Annotated in this window: 12 protein-coding genes; 8 read left to right on the top strand and 4 right to left on the bottom strand. The window is 56.9% G+C overall.

Features of this window, described 5'->3' with window-relative positions:
- The first annotated feature begins 119 nt into the window (after positions 1 to 119).
- Positions 120 to 1781 (top strand): methyl-accepting chemotaxis citrate transducer, encoded by a 1662-nt coding sequence (gene tcp / locus ACVCAM_RS12395; protein ID WP_008500534.1) that lies wholly within the window; start codon positions 120 to 122, stop codon positions 1779 to 1781.
- 27 nt (positions 1782 to 1808) lie between these two features.
- Here tcp and smrA read toward each other — a convergent pair whose 3' ends face one another.
- Together smrA and ACVCAM_RS12385 are read right to left on the bottom strand one after the other, a co-directional pair.
- A complete protein-coding gene (gene smrA, locus ACVCAM_RS12390; protein ID WP_021241163.1) occupies positions 1809 to 2372 on the bottom strand; it encodes a DNA endonuclease SmrA in 564 nt (187 codons plus the stop codon).
- Positions 2373 to 2727: 355 nt separating this feature from the next.
- On the bottom strand, positions 2728 to 3639 hold the full coding sequence (locus ACVCAM_RS12385; RefSeq protein WP_023327297.1) for a LysR family transcriptional regulator: 912 nt from the start codon (positions 3637 to 3639) through the stop codon (positions 2728 to 2730).
- Positions 3640 to 3814: 175 nt separating this feature from the next.
- Between ACVCAM_RS12385 and ACVCAM_RS12380 the strand changes: the two genes are divergently transcribed.
- From ACVCAM_RS12380 to uspE, 7 genes are all read left to right on the top strand, one after another.
- On the top strand, positions 3815 to 5125 hold the full coding sequence (locus ACVCAM_RS12380; protein WP_023327296.1) for a M20 family metallo-hydrolase: 1311 nt from the start codon (positions 3815 to 3817) through the stop codon (positions 5123 to 5125).
- Positions 5125 to 6570 carry a M20 family metallopeptidase gene (locus ACVCAM_RS12375; protein WP_407223284.1) on the top strand — a complete coding sequence of 482 codons (1446 nt, stop codon included), beginning with the start codon at positions 5125 to 5127 and terminating at the stop codon, positions 6568 to 6570. The genes ACVCAM_RS12380 and ACVCAM_RS12375 overlap by 1 nt, the downstream gene beginning before the upstream one ends.
- A gap of 41 nt (positions 6571 to 6611) precedes the next feature.
- Positions 6612 to 8138 carry a p-aminobenzoyl-glutamate transporter gene (gene abgT, locus ACVCAM_RS12370; protein WP_106106048.1) on the top strand — a complete coding sequence of 509 codons (1527 nt, stop codon included), beginning with the start codon at positions 6612 to 6614 and terminating at the stop codon, positions 8136 to 8138.
- Between the two features lie 10 nt (positions 8139 to 8148).
- Positions 8149 to 8664, top strand: coding sequence for a methylated-DNA--[protein]-cysteine S-methyltransferase (gene ogt, locus ACVCAM_RS12365; RefSeq protein ID WP_025911525.1), 516 nt, complete (start codon positions 8149 to 8151; stop codon positions 8662 to 8664).
- Between the two features lie 183 nt (positions 8665 to 8847).
- Positions 8848 to 9600, top strand: coding sequence for a fumarate/nitrate reduction transcriptional regulator Fnr (fnr, locus tag ACVCAM_RS12360; RefSeq protein ID WP_006174991.1), 753 nt, complete (start codon positions 8848 to 8850; stop codon positions 9598 to 9600).
- Between the two features lie 147 nt (positions 9601 to 9747).
- Positions 9748 to 9930, top strand: a complete 183-nt coding sequence (locus tag ACVCAM_RS12355; protein ID WP_014883604.1) for a hypothetical protein — start codon at positions 9748 to 9750, stop codon at positions 9928 to 9930.
- Positions 9931 to 10039: 109 nt separating this feature from the next.
- Entirely contained in the window at positions 10040 to 10990 is a 951-nt protein-coding gene (gene uspE / locus ACVCAM_RS12350) for a universal stress protein UspE (RefSeq protein WP_008500542.1), read from the top strand.
- A 122-nt stretch (positions 10991 to 11112) separates the two neighbouring features.
- On the opposite strand, the gene pntB is transcribed toward uspE, so the two are convergent.
- On the bottom strand, positions 11113 to 12501 hold the full coding sequence (gene pntB / locus ACVCAM_RS12345) for a Re/Si-specific NAD(P)(+) transhydrogenase subunit beta (protein WP_025911532.1): 1389 nt from the start codon (positions 12499 to 12501) through the stop codon (positions 11113 to 11115).
- 10 nt (positions 12502 to 12511) lie between these two features.
- Positions 12512 to 14041, bottom strand: coding sequence for a Re/Si-specific NAD(P)(+) transhydrogenase subunit alpha (gene pntA / locus ACVCAM_RS12340; protein ID WP_181239414.1), 1530 nt, complete (start codon positions 14039 to 14041; stop codon positions 12512 to 12514).
- Positions 14042 to 14561: the final 520 nt, after the last annotated feature.

Below are 14561 nucleotides of genomic sequence, written 5' to 3'. Positions count from 1 at the left end.
CCGGATTTACAACAGGTTCCCAAAAGGGCCCCTTAGTTAAGCGCGAGTTAATTAAAGTTTACATTCTCTACGACGATAGTAATGAAGTAACCCTGCATCTTCTCTAACGGACGACCGCTATGCTGAAAAATCTGCACGTGATTACCGGTATTATCTTTGCCCTCACCATATTCTGCCTGCTGCAAGTTGTCACGGGAGGGTTGTTCTACTCTGCCGTCAGTAACGATCGCCATAACTTCCAGAACTCCGGCGTGCTCAATGCCCAGCAGGAAAGCCTGAGCGACAGCGTGAACACGCTGGTGAAAACGCGCGTCACCGTCACCCGCGTGGCGATCCGCTACCTGAAAAACCAGCGTGACCCGGCTTCCCTTGCGGCGATCAATAAACTGCTGGGCACCGCAGGCGACTCGCTGGCAAAAGCCGAAGCCTATAACAAAGAGTGGCAGAAACTGCCGCAGGTTAAGGGCCAGGAGGCGGCATTGACCGACGAGATGCAGAAATCCTGGAACCAGATGCACGAAGTCATGCGTTTATCGATTGAGTATCTGCGCGCCGACAACTATCAGGCCTATGGCGATCTGGACGCCCAGCAGGCGCAGGACGATATGGAAGCGGTCTATAACCGCTGGCGCGCCGAAAACAACACCCTGCTGAAGGCCGCAACCGAAGAGAACCAGAGCAGCTTCACGCAGATGCAGTGGACGCTGGCGGCAATTCTGCTGGCCGTTATCGCGGTTCTGGTGGTCATCTGGCAGGGTTTACAGCACCTGCTGTTAAAACCACTCCACTCCATTATGGACCATATTCGCGCCATTGCAGGGGGCGACCTGACGCAGGAGATCGCTATCTCGGGCCGCAATGAGATGGGTCAGCTGGCCGCAGGCCTGCATGAGATGCAGCAGTCGCTGGTGACCACCGTCAGCGCCGTACGCGGAAGTACCGATTCCATCTACACCGGCGCAGGCGAAATTGCCGCAGGAAGCAACGATCTTTCCGCCCGCACCGAGCAGCAGGCCGCCTCGCTCGAAGAGACCGCCGCCAGCATGGAAGAGCTGACCGCGACGGTTAAACAGAACTCCGATAACGCCCGTCAGGCCACGCTGCTGGCGAAAAACGCCTCTGAAACGGCCGCGCGCGGCGGTCACGTCGTGGATAACGTGGTTCGCACCATGAACGAGATCGCCGACAGTTCGCAGCAAATTGCGCATATTACCGGCGTAATTGACAGCATCGCGTTCCAGACGAACATTCTGGCGCTTAACGCCGCGGTGGAAGCGGCACGCGCCGGGGAACAGGGGCGTGGTTTTGCGGTTGTCGCAGGCGAGGTCCGGACCCTGGCGAGCCGCAGCGCGCAGGCGGCGAAAGAGATCAAAGGGCTTATCGAGAACTCCGTCAGCCGGGTGAATACCGGTTCTGAGCAGGTTAGCGAGGCAGGCACCACCATGAAGGAGATCGTCGCCGCCGTGACCCGCGTGACCGATATCATGGGCGAGATTTCCTCTGCCTCTGACGAGCAGAGCCGCGGCATTGAACAGGTGAGCCTGGCCGTTTCGCAGATGGACAGCGTGACGCAGCAAAACGCCGCGCTGGTGCAGGAGTCCGCCACGGCGGCAGCGGCGCTGGAAGATCAGTCCGAACAGCTGCGCCAGGCGGTGGCCGCGTTTCGTCTGAACGGCAAAGAAAAAGCGGTAGCTCCACGTCCGGCCAGCGTGAAAACGCCTCAGCTGTTGCGCCCGGCAACCGCAAACGCCGCCACCGACAGTAACTGGGAAACCTTCTGAATCACCGGCGGGCGAGGAAATCGCCCGCTAGCGGCTGCGCTTGGCGTGCCGCTCCCAGTTCTCCTGTTTTGCTTCATCGGATTTACGCAGTGAAACGTAGCATGCCCCGCTGCCGCCGTGATGCGGCAGCGCCACGCAGAAGGCCTGCACTTCCTCGAACTCGGTTAACCAGCGCGCCAGATAGCTGCGCACCACATTAGGATGCGAGTTCTGCTCGCGCCCTTTTCCGTGAATGATAATCAGATTGCGTAACCCGTCACGCCCGGCCTGGCGAATAAAAGAATAGAGCATCTGACGGCAGCGTTCGGCGGGCTGACGCAGGAGGTTTAAGCTGGCCTGGCGGGCATATTTACCCGAGCGCAGCTTCTCGATAACGCCCTGCTGCACCCCTTCGCGCTGGAACGCCAGCGGTTCTTCCAGGGGAAGAAGGTCAAGAAAATCCAGCGTCAGGAAGTTATCCAGCTGTTCACTATCCACCTCCTGGCGCGCCCGCGTATTGCGGCTGGGCTGCCAGTGAATATCCGGGCCACGCTTCAGCGGCTGGACATCTTCCATGGCGTCAAGAAAAAAGGATTTGTCGTCAGGGTTCATGGATATCCTCCGGCTACAACTGAGGACGGTACTATACCTGTGCCCGAGACAGGCCTCAATCACCGTTACAGGCCGTCGTGCGCAACAAATATTAACCTGATGAATATATATAGTATTTATAAAATGGATTTAAATACGAGTTAACTAAAACTTCAGCAAAGATGAAATAAGTGATTTGTGTTAAATTTTCGCAAAATCAAACACTCGACATCCTTTCTTTTTGCGGAAAAGGTGTTATACCTAAATATACCTGCTTCATGGATATAATATTCAGGATTGGCGAAAGGACGCACTGCTGTGTGTACTGGAGGATCTGTCTGATGTCGGGCAGATCCTGTTTTTTATTATCTCATTTTCACGCCACGATTATTTTTCTCACTTCCCGTCTGAACTGCGTAATTAATGATTCAGCCAGGGGCGTCTGACGTGAATCACGGCGCTGAATTAAATAATATGCTGCTTTTGGAAGCGATTCGACAACCGGCAGCATGACCAGACGGTGCGCCAGCAGCGGGTCACAGCCTAACTCCTGCGGCAATATGCTTAGAAAATCACTTTGTGCAACCAGGCTTATGCAGGAAGAAAAGGTTTCGCAGACCACACCAATTCGCGGTATTTGCGAGCGATGGCTAAATACCTCTTCTAACTGCTTATAATAACTTCCCCGCGGCGTCGGCATTGTCCAGTTATAATGCAGGAGTTCGTTAATCGACGTTGCCCCCGTTGCCGGATGCCCTTCGCGACAAAATACCGCAAATGGCTTCTCAAAGAGTTTTTCAAACGTAAATTCCTGGTCGTAAGGTCCCTGATAATAAGTATTGATGGTGAAATCCAGCTCTCCCTGCCGTAATTCGTTGATCATCGACACCAGCTGCCCTTCCATTATCCGCACTTTGACCTGCGGATGTTGGGCATGAAAGCGGGTAATAACGGCGGGCATCAGGCTGCGCGAAACGCTGGCCCCCATCCCGATGTTGATCTGCCCGGCCTGTTCCCCCTGCCGCTGACGAATGTCATCCTGCGCCGCGCGCAGCTCTTCCAGAATTAACCGGGCGCGCTGGTAAAAACCCTCGCCGCATTCGGTCAACGCCACGCCCTTACTCCTGCGCACGAAAAGCTGCGCCGCCATGCCCTCCTCCAGCTCTTTGATGGATTTGGTCAGCGCCGGCTGCGAAAGATTCAGCGTCCTGCTGGCACCGCGAATGCTGCCCTGACGAGCGACTTCAACAAACGCCCGGAGATGATGGAATTTAACCTGAAATGACATAGCCCGACCGATAACCGTTGTTTATCAGAGTAAAGAAACTGTCATCTACTTTACTGGAAAGGGATGTGCGAGGGTAATTCCTGAACGGTTAAAACTGTGAAAAATCGGTTAGTGATAAGTAAAAACTATCACAGCGTGAAGCAGTTCACATATTTTCATGATGACAGGAACAGATATGGACACACTGGCGCAGTACATCCAGACGTTAACCCCGCAGCTGAGCGCGTGGCGTCGCGATTTTCACCATTTTGCGGAATCCGGCTGGGTAGAGTTTCGTACCGCCGCGAAAGTCGCGGAGACCCTGGATTCGCTGGGTTACGCGCTGGCGATGGGGCGCGACGTGGTCGATGCCGAAAGCCGGATGGGGCTGCCCGACGAGGCAACCCTGGCGCGAGAGTTTGCCCGCGCGCGGGCGCAAGGCGCGCCTGAGAAATGGCTGGCGCCGTTTGAAGGCGGCTTTACCGGCATTGTCGCCACCCTGAATACCGGCCGCCCTGGCCCAACCCTGGCGTTTCGCGTGGACATGGACGCCCTTGATTTAAGCGAAGCGCTCGACGACAGCCATCGCCCGTTCCGCGACGGGTTTGCCTCCTGCAATCCGGGTATGATGCACGCCTGCGCGCACGACGGCCACACCACCATTGGTCTGGGACTGGCACAGGTGCTTAAGCAGAATGCAGCCCGGCTCAACGGCACCATTAAGCTGATCTTCCAGCCTGCTGAAGAAGGCACGCGCGGCGCGCGCGCCATGGTTGCCGCCGGGGCGCTGGATGACGTGGACTATTTCACGGCCATTCATATTGGTACCGGCGTCCCTGCCGGTACGGTGATCTGCGGCAGCGATAACTTTATGGCCACCACCAAGTTCGACGTGAGCTTCACCGGCGTGGCCGCACACGCGGGCGGTAAGCCGGAGGACGGGCGTAACGCCCTGCTCGCCGCCGCGCAGGCCGCCCTCGCCCTGCACAGCATCGCTCCGCACAGCGACGGCGCATCCCGGGTGAACGTCGGCGTGATGCAGGCGGGCAGCGGGCGCAACGTGGTGCCCGCGAATGCCCTGATCAAAGTTGAAACCCGCGGCGAAAGCGAAGCGATTAATCAGTATGTCTTTGAACGCGCGCAGGCCGTCATTACCGGCGCGGCGGCGCTCTATGGCGTGAGCGCGGAGATGCGCCTGATGGGGGCTGCCACCTCCAGCGCGCCGACACCGGCGTGGGTGGATTATCTGCGCGAACAGGCGAGCCAGGTTTCCGGGGTTGTTCATGCCATCGATAAGGTGAAAGCGCCAGCGGGTTCCGAAGACGCCACGCTGATGATGGCCCGCGTGCAGCAGAACGGCGGCATGGCGTCCTATATGGTGTTTGGCACGGATTTGAGCGCCGGACATCACAACGAAAAATTCGACTTCGATGAGCAGGTCATGACTATCGCCATCGAAACGCTGGCGCGAACAGCGCTCAATTTCCCGTGGACGCGAGGTGTGTGATGCAGGAGAACTACGCTTTTATTGCCGATGCGATCGACACGCGATGTCGGACGTTAACCGATATTGCCGACGCGATCTGGGATCGTCCCGAAACCCGCTTTGAAGAGTTCTGGTCCGCCGAACGGCTGGCCAGCGAGCTGGAAGCAGAAGGCTTCACGCTGACCCGCGAGGCAGGCGGTATTCCCAATGCCTTTATCGCCAGCTTCGGCAGCGGAAAACCGGTTATCGCCCTGCTGGGCGAGTACGACGCGCTGGCCGGGTTAAGCCAGCAGGCACACTGCGCGACGGCGCAAACCGCCACGCCGGGGGCTAACGGCCACGGCTGCGGACATAACCTCTTAGGCACCGCAGCGCTTGCGGGCGCGGTGGCGGTGAAAAGCTGGCTGGAGCAGAACGGCGGCAGCGGAACGGTGCGTTTTTACGGCTGTCCCGGTGAAGAAGGCGGCTCCGGGAAAACCTTTATGGTGCGCGAAGGGCTGTTTGATGACGTCGATGCCGCCGTCACCTGGCACCCGGAAGCCTTTGCCGGGATGTTTAACGTCAGCACGCTGGCGAATATTCAGGCCGCCTGGCGTTTTCACGGCGTGGCGGCGCACGCGGCCAACTCTCCTCACCTGGGACGCAGCGCCCTGGACGCCGTGACGCTGATGACCACCGGCACCAACTTCCTTAACGAACACATCATCGAGAAAGCGCGCGTCCATTACGCCATTATCGACACCGGCGGGATTTCGCCCAACGTGGTGCAGGCGCAGGCCGAGGTGCTGTACCTGATCCGCGCCCCGGAGATGGCGGATGCGCAGCAGATCTACGAGCGCATCGAGAAAATCGCCCAGGGCGCGGCGATGATGACCGAAACGACCGTCGAGTGCCGCTTTGATAAAGCCTGCTCCAGCTACCTGCCGAACCGCACGCTTGAGGCGGCGATGTATCGCGCCCTGCAGCACTACGGCACGCCGGAGTGGACCGACGAAGAGCGAGAGTTTGCCCGCGAGATCCGCGCCACGCTGACGCCCAACGATCTGCAAAATAGCCTGAAAAATATTGCCGCCACGGGTGGCGAAGCGGGTAAAGCCTTTGCCCGTCGTCATCAGGCGACGCTGCTGGTGGATGAAGTCGCGCCCTATGCCGTCACCGACAACGTGCTGGCGGGTTCAACCGACGTGGGTGACGTCAGCTGGAAAATGCCGGTCGCCCAGTGCTTCAGCCCCTGCTTTACCGTCGGCACGCCGCTGCACACCTGGCAGCTGGTATCTCAGGGGCGAACCTCTATTGCCCACAAGGGCATGCTGCTGGCCGGGAAAGTGATGGGCGCGACCGCGCTCAATCTGCTGCAGGACGCGGCGCTGCTGAAAGAATGCCGTGAAGAGTTCGAACAACAACTAGAAGAAAAACCGTACGCGTGTCCGATCCCACCGGGCGTGACACCGTCACCTTTAAAATAAAAAAACACAACACAACAACACAACACTCCCGAGGAACGCCCATGAGTATGTCATCCATACCTTCGCATTCCCCATCCGGTAAGCTCTATGGCTGGGTTGAAAGGATCGGCAATAAAGTGCCGCACCCTTTCCTGCTTTTTATCTATCTGATTGTGATTTTGATGGTCGCCACCGCCGTGCTCTCCGCCTTTGACGTCAGCGTGCGCAGCCCGGCCGACGGCAGCCTGGTGGCGGTGAAAAATCTGCTGAGCATTGAAGGGCTGCACTGGTTTTTACCCAACGTGATTAAAAACTTCAGCGGCTTCGCCCCGCTCGGCGCCATTCTGGCGCTGGTGCTGGGCGCCGGGCTGGCCGAACGCGTGGGCCTGTTGCCCGCATTGATGGTGAAGATGGCTTCTCACGTCAGCGCGCGCTACGCGAGCTACATGGTGCTGTTTATCGCCTTCTTCAGCCATATCTCCTCCGACGCCGCGCTGGTGATCATGCCGCCGATGGGGGCGCTGATCTTCCTCGCCGTCGGGCGCCATCCCGTGGCGGGTCTGCTGTCCGCGATTGCGGGGGTGGGCTGCGGTTTTACCGCTAACCTGCTGATCGTCACCACCGACGTGCTGCTCTCGGGCATCAGTACGGAGGCGGCGAAAACCATTGATGCGGCCATGCACGTCAGCGTGATCGACAACTGGTACTTTATGGCCAGCTCGGTGATTGTCCTGACGATTGTCGGCGGGCTGATTACCGATAAGATCGTCGAGCCGCGCCTGGGCAAATGGGAAGGCCGTAGCGATGAAAAGCTGGAAACCCTGAGCAAAGAGCAGCGCTTCGGCCTGCGCGTAGCTGGCCTGGTCTCGCTGGCGTTTATCGCCGCGGTGGCGCTGATGGTGGTGCCGGAAAACGGCATATTGCGCGATCCGGTTAAACATACGGTCCTGCCCTCGCCGTTTATTCAGGGCATCGTGCCGCTGATTATCCTCTTCTTCTTTGTTGTTTCGCTCGCCTACGGTATCGCCACCGGCAAAATCCGCCGCCAGGGTGACCTGCCGCAGCTGATGATCGAGCCGATGAAAGAGATGGCGGGCTTTATCGTGATGGTGTTCCCGCTGGCCCAGTTTGTGGCGATGTTTAACTGGAGCAACATGGGCAAGTTTATGGCCGTGGGCCTCACCGACGCGCTGGAGGCTGCCGGGCTAAGCGGCGTACCGGCGTTTGTCGGTCTGGCGCTGCTGTCATCCCTGCTGTGCATGTTTATCGCCAGCGGCTCCGCCATCTGGTCGATTCTGGCCCCGATCTTCGTGCCGATGTTTATGATGCTGGGGTTCCACCCGGCTTTCGCGCAGATCCTGTTCCGCATCGCGGACTCTTCGGTTATCCCGCTGGCGCCAGTTTCGCCGTTTGTTCCGCTGTTTTTAGGCTTCCTGCAGCGCTATAAACCCGAGGCCAAACTGGGTACCTACTATTCGCTGGTTTTACCCTACCCGCTTATCTTTTTAGGGGTATGGCTGGTGATGCTGGTGGCGTGGTATCTTGTCGGCCTGCCGATTGGGCCGGGGATCTACCCGAGGCTGAACTAAGGGAATGAGGATGCTGAGATTACTCGAAGACAAGATTGCGACGCCGCTTGGGCCGCTGTGGGTGATCGCGGACGAGCAGTTTTGCCTGCGCGCCGTTGAGTGGGAAGAGCACAGCGACCGCATGGAAGAACTGCTTGCGATTCACTACCGCGCCCAGGGGTATGAACGTATCCGCGCCACCAATCCGGGTGGACTGAGCGACAAGCTTGCGGCGTACTTCGAAGGCGATCTCAGCATCATCGACACGCTGCCCACCGCCACGGCGGGCACGCCTTTTCAGCGCGAAGTGTGGCAGGCGCTGCGGGCCATTCCCTGCGGGCAGGTGATGCATTACGGCCAGCTCGCGGCGCAGTTAGGTCGCGCTGGGGCCGCACGCGCCGTAGGTGCCGCGAACGGCTCTAATCCGGTCAGCATCGTGGTGCCCTGCCATCGCGTTATTGGCCGCAACGGCACCCTGACCGGCTATGCCGGTGGCGTGCAGCGAAAAGAGTGGTTGCTGCGTCACGAAGGGTATCTCTTACTCTAGTTCCCAGGCTTTTTGTGCTTAATTTTCTTCCGGTTAGGCTAAAAATCCATAATCAAGCTGTGGAATTTCAAGAAGATGGCGACACATTGCCGTCTCTTGTCCTTATTGAGGGTTTGTCAGGCTTACGTACTTACCAAAAAGATGTTAAAATTGACCAATATCAATTAAGGCTTGAGCAAACCTATGATCCCGGAAAAGCGAATTATACGACGCATTCAGTCTGGCGGTTGTGCTATCCATTGCCAGGATTGCAGCATCAGCCAGCTCTGTATCCCGTTTACCCTGAATGAGCATGAACTCGATCAGCTTGATAATATTATCGAGCGTAAAAAGCCTATTCAGAAAGGGCAGACGCTGTTTAAAGCGGGAGACGAACTGAAATCGCTCTATGCTATCCGTTCTGGCACCATCAAGAGCTACACCATCACCGAACAGGGCGATGAGCAGATCACCGGCTTCCATCTGGCGGGTGACCTGGTAGGCTTTGATGCCATCGGTACGGGCCACCACCCGAGCTTTGCTCAGGCACTCGAAACCTCGATGGTTTGCGAAATTCCGTTTGAAACCCTGGACGATCTGTCCGGCAAGATGCCTAACCTGCGTCAGCAGATGATGCGTCTGATGAGCGGTGAGATCAAAGGCGATCAGGACATGATTCTGCTGCTTTCCAAAAAGAATGCAGAAGAGCGTCTGGCCGCGTTTATCTACAACCTCTCCCGCCGCTTCGCCGAGCGTGGCTTCTCGCCGCGTGAATTCCGTCTGACGATGACGCGTGGCGATATCGGTAACTACCTGGGTCTGACCGTGGAAACCATCAGCCGTCTGCTGGGTCGTTTCCAGAAAAGCGGGATGCTGGCCGTTAAGGGTAAATACATCACTATCGAAAACGGTGAAGCGCTGGCCGTTCTTGCCGGGCACGCCCGCAACGTGGCGTAAACGCCATACGTATACTGCCAGACCGATAAATTCTCCTGATTTATGGGTCTGGCCTGTTACCCCGTCTTATATCTGCCCTTTTCACCGTAGCACGTCCCCACACAGCACCCAAAAGGGTCTCGTTGAGGTTATGAATTGAGAGAAAGTTTGTTTTTCGTTTCAGTCGTGATTGCCTCAGTGACCTTTATCTTCATCTGGATCATGCTTGTCGGCCCAATGAAGGGGGAGGAAAAAACCTACGTTCAGGACTCCACGACCTTTGCGATAGCGGTGATGGTGCTGCTGTTTATTGCGTTTATCGCGGTAACGACCACGGTGCTTTTCCTCTGATAAATTTTCATGAATTATTGATCTGGCAAAAGCTCTCCTCTGTTTCATTCAGGATATATAGGTTACTCTTTTAATTACAGACTGTGGTGACAGTAGTAAGGAGACCTGTATGGCCAAGTATCAAAACATGCTGGTAGCAATCGATCCGAATCAGGACGATCAGCCGGCATTACGACGTGCTGTGTATTTGCATCAACGGATTGGTGGCAAAATCAAAGCGTTTTTGCCGATCTATGACTTCTCGTATGAGATGACCACCCTTCTGTCGCCTGACGAGCGCACCGCTATGCGTCAGGGCGTCATCAGCCAGCGTACCGCGTGGATCCGCGAACAGGCGAAGTATTACCTGGAAGCGGGCGTGCCCATTGATATCAAAGTGGTCTGGCACAACCGACCTTTCGAAGCCATCATTCAGGAAGTCGTTGCCGGTGGGCACGATCTGCTGCTGAAGATGGCGCACCAGCACGACAAGCTGGAATCCGTGATCTTCACCCCGACCGACTGGCACCTGCTGCGTAAATGCCCTTGCCCGGTCTGGATGGTGAAAGACCAGCCGTGGCCTGAAGGCGGGAAAGCCGTTGTGGCGGTAAACCTCGCCAGCGAAGAGGATTACCATAACTCGCTGAACGAGAAGCTGGTGAAGGAGACCCTCCAGCTTGCCGACCAGGTCAACCACACCGAAGTGCATCTGGTAGGTGCCTATCCGGTTACCCCGATTAACATCGCCATTGAGCTGCCGGAATTTGACCCGAGCGTGTATAACGACGCCATCCGCGGTCAGCACCTGCTGGCCATGAAAGCGCTGCGCCAGAAATTCAGCATCGATGAGAAAATGACCCACGTGGAAAAAGGGCTGCCTGAAGAGGTAATCCCGGACCTGGCTGAACACCTGCAGGCGGGGATTGTCGTGCTGGGTACCATTGGCCGTACCGGTATTTCTGCCGCCTTCCTCGGCAACACCGCCGAGCAGGTGATCGACCATCTGCGCTGCGACCTGCTGGTTATCAAGCCGGATGAGTACCAGACGCCGGTTGAGCTTGACGATCCGGAAGACGATTGACCCGCAAGATAAAAAAAAACCGTCGGCGAACCGGCGGTTTTTTTTGCCGGGTGGCGGCTACGCCTTACCCGGCCTACGGGTTTGGTAGGCCCGGTAAGCTTGCGCCACCGGGCTTTACCCTGTCAGAGCGCTTTCAGAATCGCATCCACGCTGGCTTTGGCATCGCCAAAGAGCATGTGGGTGTTCTCTTTGAAGAACAGCGGGTTCTGCACCCCGGCATAGCCGGTATTCATTGAGCGCTTAAACACGATCACGTTCTCCGCCTTCCACACTTCCAGAACCGGCATCCCGGCGATTGGGCTACGCGGATCGTCCTGCGCCGCCGGGTTAACGGTGTCGTTAGCCCCAATGACCAGCACGGTGTCGGTGTCGGCGAAATCATCGTTGATCTCGTCCATCTCCAGCACGATGTCGTAAGGCACTTTCGCTTCCGCCAGCAGCACGTTCATGTGGCCTGGCAGACGCCCCGCCACCGGGTGAATACCAAAACGCACCTTGATGCCGCGCGCGCGTAGCTTCTCGGTGATTTCCGCGACCGGATACTGCGCCTGTGCCACCGCCATGCCGTAGCCCGGGGTGATAATAACCGAGTGCGAGTTTTTGAGCATCTCGGCGGTATCTTCCGCGCTGATCTCACGGTGCTCACCCACTTCCTCATCGGAGCCGGTAGACGAGCCGTCAGAACCAAAGCCACCGGCGATGACGCTGATGAACGAGCGGTTCATCGCCTTACACATGATGTAAGACAGGATCGCACCCGAAGAACCCACCAGCGCACCGGTGACGATCAGCAGGTCGTTGCTCAGCATAAAGCCCGCCGCCGCCGCCGCCCAACCGGAGTAGGAGTTCAGCATGGAGACCACCACTGGCATATCCGCACCACCGATGGACGCCACCAGATGCCAGCCGAAGGCCAGCGCGATGATAGTCATCACCAGCAACGCCAGCACCTGCAGACCGACGCTTTCGGTACGCACGAAGACCACCAGCAGCACAAACGATACCACCAGCGCCGCCAGGTTCAGCTTATGACGGTTTGGCAGCATCAGCGGCTTAGAGGAAATCTTCCCGCGCAGCTTGCCGAACGCGACAATGGAACCGGTGAAGGTGACCGCACCGATGAAGATACCGAGGAACACTTCCGTCAGGTGAATATTCACCAGAATCGGTTCCAGACCTGGCGTGTGGTACAGGTAGCTGTTGAAGCCCACCAGCACTGCGGCCAGACCCACAAAGCTGTGCAGAATCGCCACCAGCTCCGGCATCTCGGTCATTTCAACGCGTTTCGCCAGGCGAATACCAATCGCACCGCCGATGATCATCGCCACCAGGATCCACGCCACGTTGCCGGTGTCCGGCCCGAAGATGGTGGCAATCAGCGCAATCGCCATCCCGGCGATACCAAAGTTATTCCCCTGCTGAGACGTTTCGTGTTTGGAAAGCCCCGCCAGACTGAAAATAAACAGGATTGCAGCAACAATGTATGCGGCTGTCACTAATCCTCCAGACATATGCTACCCCTTAGCCTTTACGAAACATTTTCAGCATGCGCTGAGTCACGGTGAAACCACCGAAAATATTGATACTGGCGATCAGCACCGCGATAAAGCTCAGGAAGCTGATCCAGCCGCCGTGGCCAATCTGCAGTAACGCCCCCACCACGATGATCCCGGAGATGGCGTTGGTCACCGACATCAGCGGCGTATGCAGCGCATGGGAGACGTTCCACACCACGTAGTAGCCCACGACGCAGGAGAGCGCGAAGACGGTAAAGTGGCCGAGGAACTCTTTCGGCGCGACGTCAGCCAGCCAGCCGAACAGAATAATCACCAGCGCCATGATCGCGTATTTGCGCCACGGGGAAGCCGGTTTGGCAGGTTCTTTTGGTTCTGGCGCCGCTTTAGGCGCTGCCTGAGGCTGGGCCGAAACCTGAATCGGTGGCGCAGGCCAGGTAATTTCACCTTCACGCACCACGGTCACACCGCGCACCACCACGTCGTCAAAATCGACGGTGATGTTGCCGTCTTTCTCTTTGCAAAGCAGCTTCAGCAGGTTGACGAGGTTGGTGCCGTACAGCTGAGACGATTGCGTCGGCAGGCGACCCGGCAGATCGGTATAGCCGATCACCTTCACGCCGTTTGCGGTCGTGGTCACCTGATTCGCTACGGTATATTCGCAGTTGCCGCCGTTTTGCGCGGCCAGGTCGACAATCACGCTGCCCGGCTTCATGGAGTCCACCATCTCACGGGTAATCAGCTTCGGCGCCGGTTTACCAGGGATAAGCGCGGTGGTCACAATGATGTCGACATCTTTAGCCTGCGCGGCGAAGAGTTCCATTTCGGCTTTGATAAAGGCTTCGGACATCACCTTCGCATAACCATCACCGCTACCCGCTTCTTCCTTGAAGTCCAGCTCAAGGAATTCGGCACCCATACTCTGGACCTGTTCCTTCACTTCAGGACGGGTATCAAACGCGCGAACGATAGCGCCCAGGCTGTTTGCCGCACCGATGGCAGCAAGTCCCGCCACGCCCGCGCCAATCACCATCACCTTCGCCGGAGGGACTTTACCCGCCGCGGTGATCTGACCGGTAAAGAAGCGACCAAATTCGTGGGCCGCTTCAACGATGGCGCGGTAGCCCGCAATGTTTGCCATCGAACTTAAGGCGTCCAGCGACTGGGCTCGCGAAATACGCGGCACGGAGTCCATCGCCATCACGGTGACGCCGCGCGCGGCCAGTTTTTCCATCAGCTCAGGATTTTGCGCAGGCCAGATAAAGCTCACCAGCGTGGTGCCCGGATTCAGCAGCGCAATCTCCCTCTCTTCCGGTGCGTTGACCTTCAGAATAACCGGCGACTGCCACACGTCGGCACTGTCCACCACTTCCGCGCCAGCCTGAATAAAGGCCTCGTCATCGAAACTCGCCAGTTTGCCCGCGCCGCTTTCAACTGCGACGGTAAAACCCAGCTTAAGCAGTTGCTCCACCGTTTTCGGTGTTGCCGCTACGCGGGTTTCATTGGCTAACCGTTCTTTTGGTACCCCAATACGCATAGTTTTCCCTTCCATCGGTTTTTGATGATGGTTTAACGATAAGTGCCCGCGGTTTGTATCATTTTTCGCCATCACGCAAGCAATGAGACACAATTCACCCCGGAAAATAAAACAGTAACAAACTGTCTATAACCTACTGAAAATAGCGGCCGTGATCTACCGCCAGAAAACACTATTTCTTACTTTATCTGTGAAAAATAAGCGATCGGCGTCACTGACAGTGATATTTACCTTAAATTCATCGCCAGAACCGATAATTCGCGCAAGCGAAGCGGTAAAAACATGATATAGCGCCATAAGAGAACAACTTATTAACATTAAATTAACTTGTAAAAGTCATAAGCTTTATCAGTTTTACTTGTCAAACGCGTGTTTTTTCAACATATCACTAAATGTTATCGAATAAGGTGATTCAGTGAGCACAGGCAGTGAAAAATGGCGCAGACAGCGACGGGTTTTAAATGCCATAATCGGGACCGTCTCAAATTAACAACAATACCAGTACATGGTTTGCGCAAGG

It is taken from the genome of Enterobacter sp. CFEC122, from assembly GCF_052983755.1.
Note: the sequence above shows the minus strand (reverse complement) of the source record. Positions and strands in the feature narration are given on the sequence as shown.

Excerpts from the sequence above, each read along its gene's own strand:
- ogt (WP_025911525.1), top strand. The coding sequence starts at position 8,149 with ATGCTGAGATTACTCGAAGACAAGATTGCGACGCCGCTTGGGCCGCTG.
- pntA (WP_181239414.1), bottom strand. The coding sequence starts at position 14,041 with ATGCGTATTGGGGTACCAAAAGAACGGTTAGCCAATGAAACCCGCGTA.
- abgT (WP_106106048.1), top strand. The coding sequence starts at position 6,612 with ATGAGTATGTCATCCATACCTTCGCATTCCCCATCCGGTAAGCTCTAT.
- ACVCAM_RS12385 (WP_023327297.1), bottom strand. The coding sequence starts at position 3,639 with ATGTCATTTCAGGTTAAATTCCATCATCTCCGGGCGTTTGTTGAAGTC.
- uspE (WP_008500542.1), top strand. The coding sequence starts at position 10,040 with ATGGCCAAGTATCAAAACATGCTGGTAGCAATCGATCCGAATCAGGAC.
- tcp (WP_008500534.1), top strand. The coding sequence starts at position 120 with ATGCTGAAAAATCTGCACGTGATTACCGGTATTATCTTTGCCCTCACC.
- smrA (WP_021241163.1), bottom strand. The coding sequence starts at position 2,372 with ATGAACCCTGACGACAAATCCTTTTTTCTTGACGCCATGGAAGATGTC.
- ACVCAM_RS12375 (WP_407223284.1), top strand. The coding sequence starts at position 5,125 with ATGCAGGAGAACTACGCTTTTATTGCCGATGCGATCGACACGCGATGT.
- ACVCAM_RS12380 (WP_023327296.1), top strand. The coding sequence starts at position 3,815 with ATGGACACACTGGCGCAGTACATCCAGACGTTAACCCCGCAGCTGAGC.
- fnr (WP_006174991.1), top strand. The coding sequence starts at position 8,848 with ATGATCCCGGAAAAGCGAATTATACGACGCATTCAGTCTGGCGGTTGT.
- pntB (WP_025911532.1), bottom strand. The coding sequence starts at position 12,501 with ATGTCTGGAGGATTAGTGACAGCCGCATACATTGTTGCTGCAATCCTG.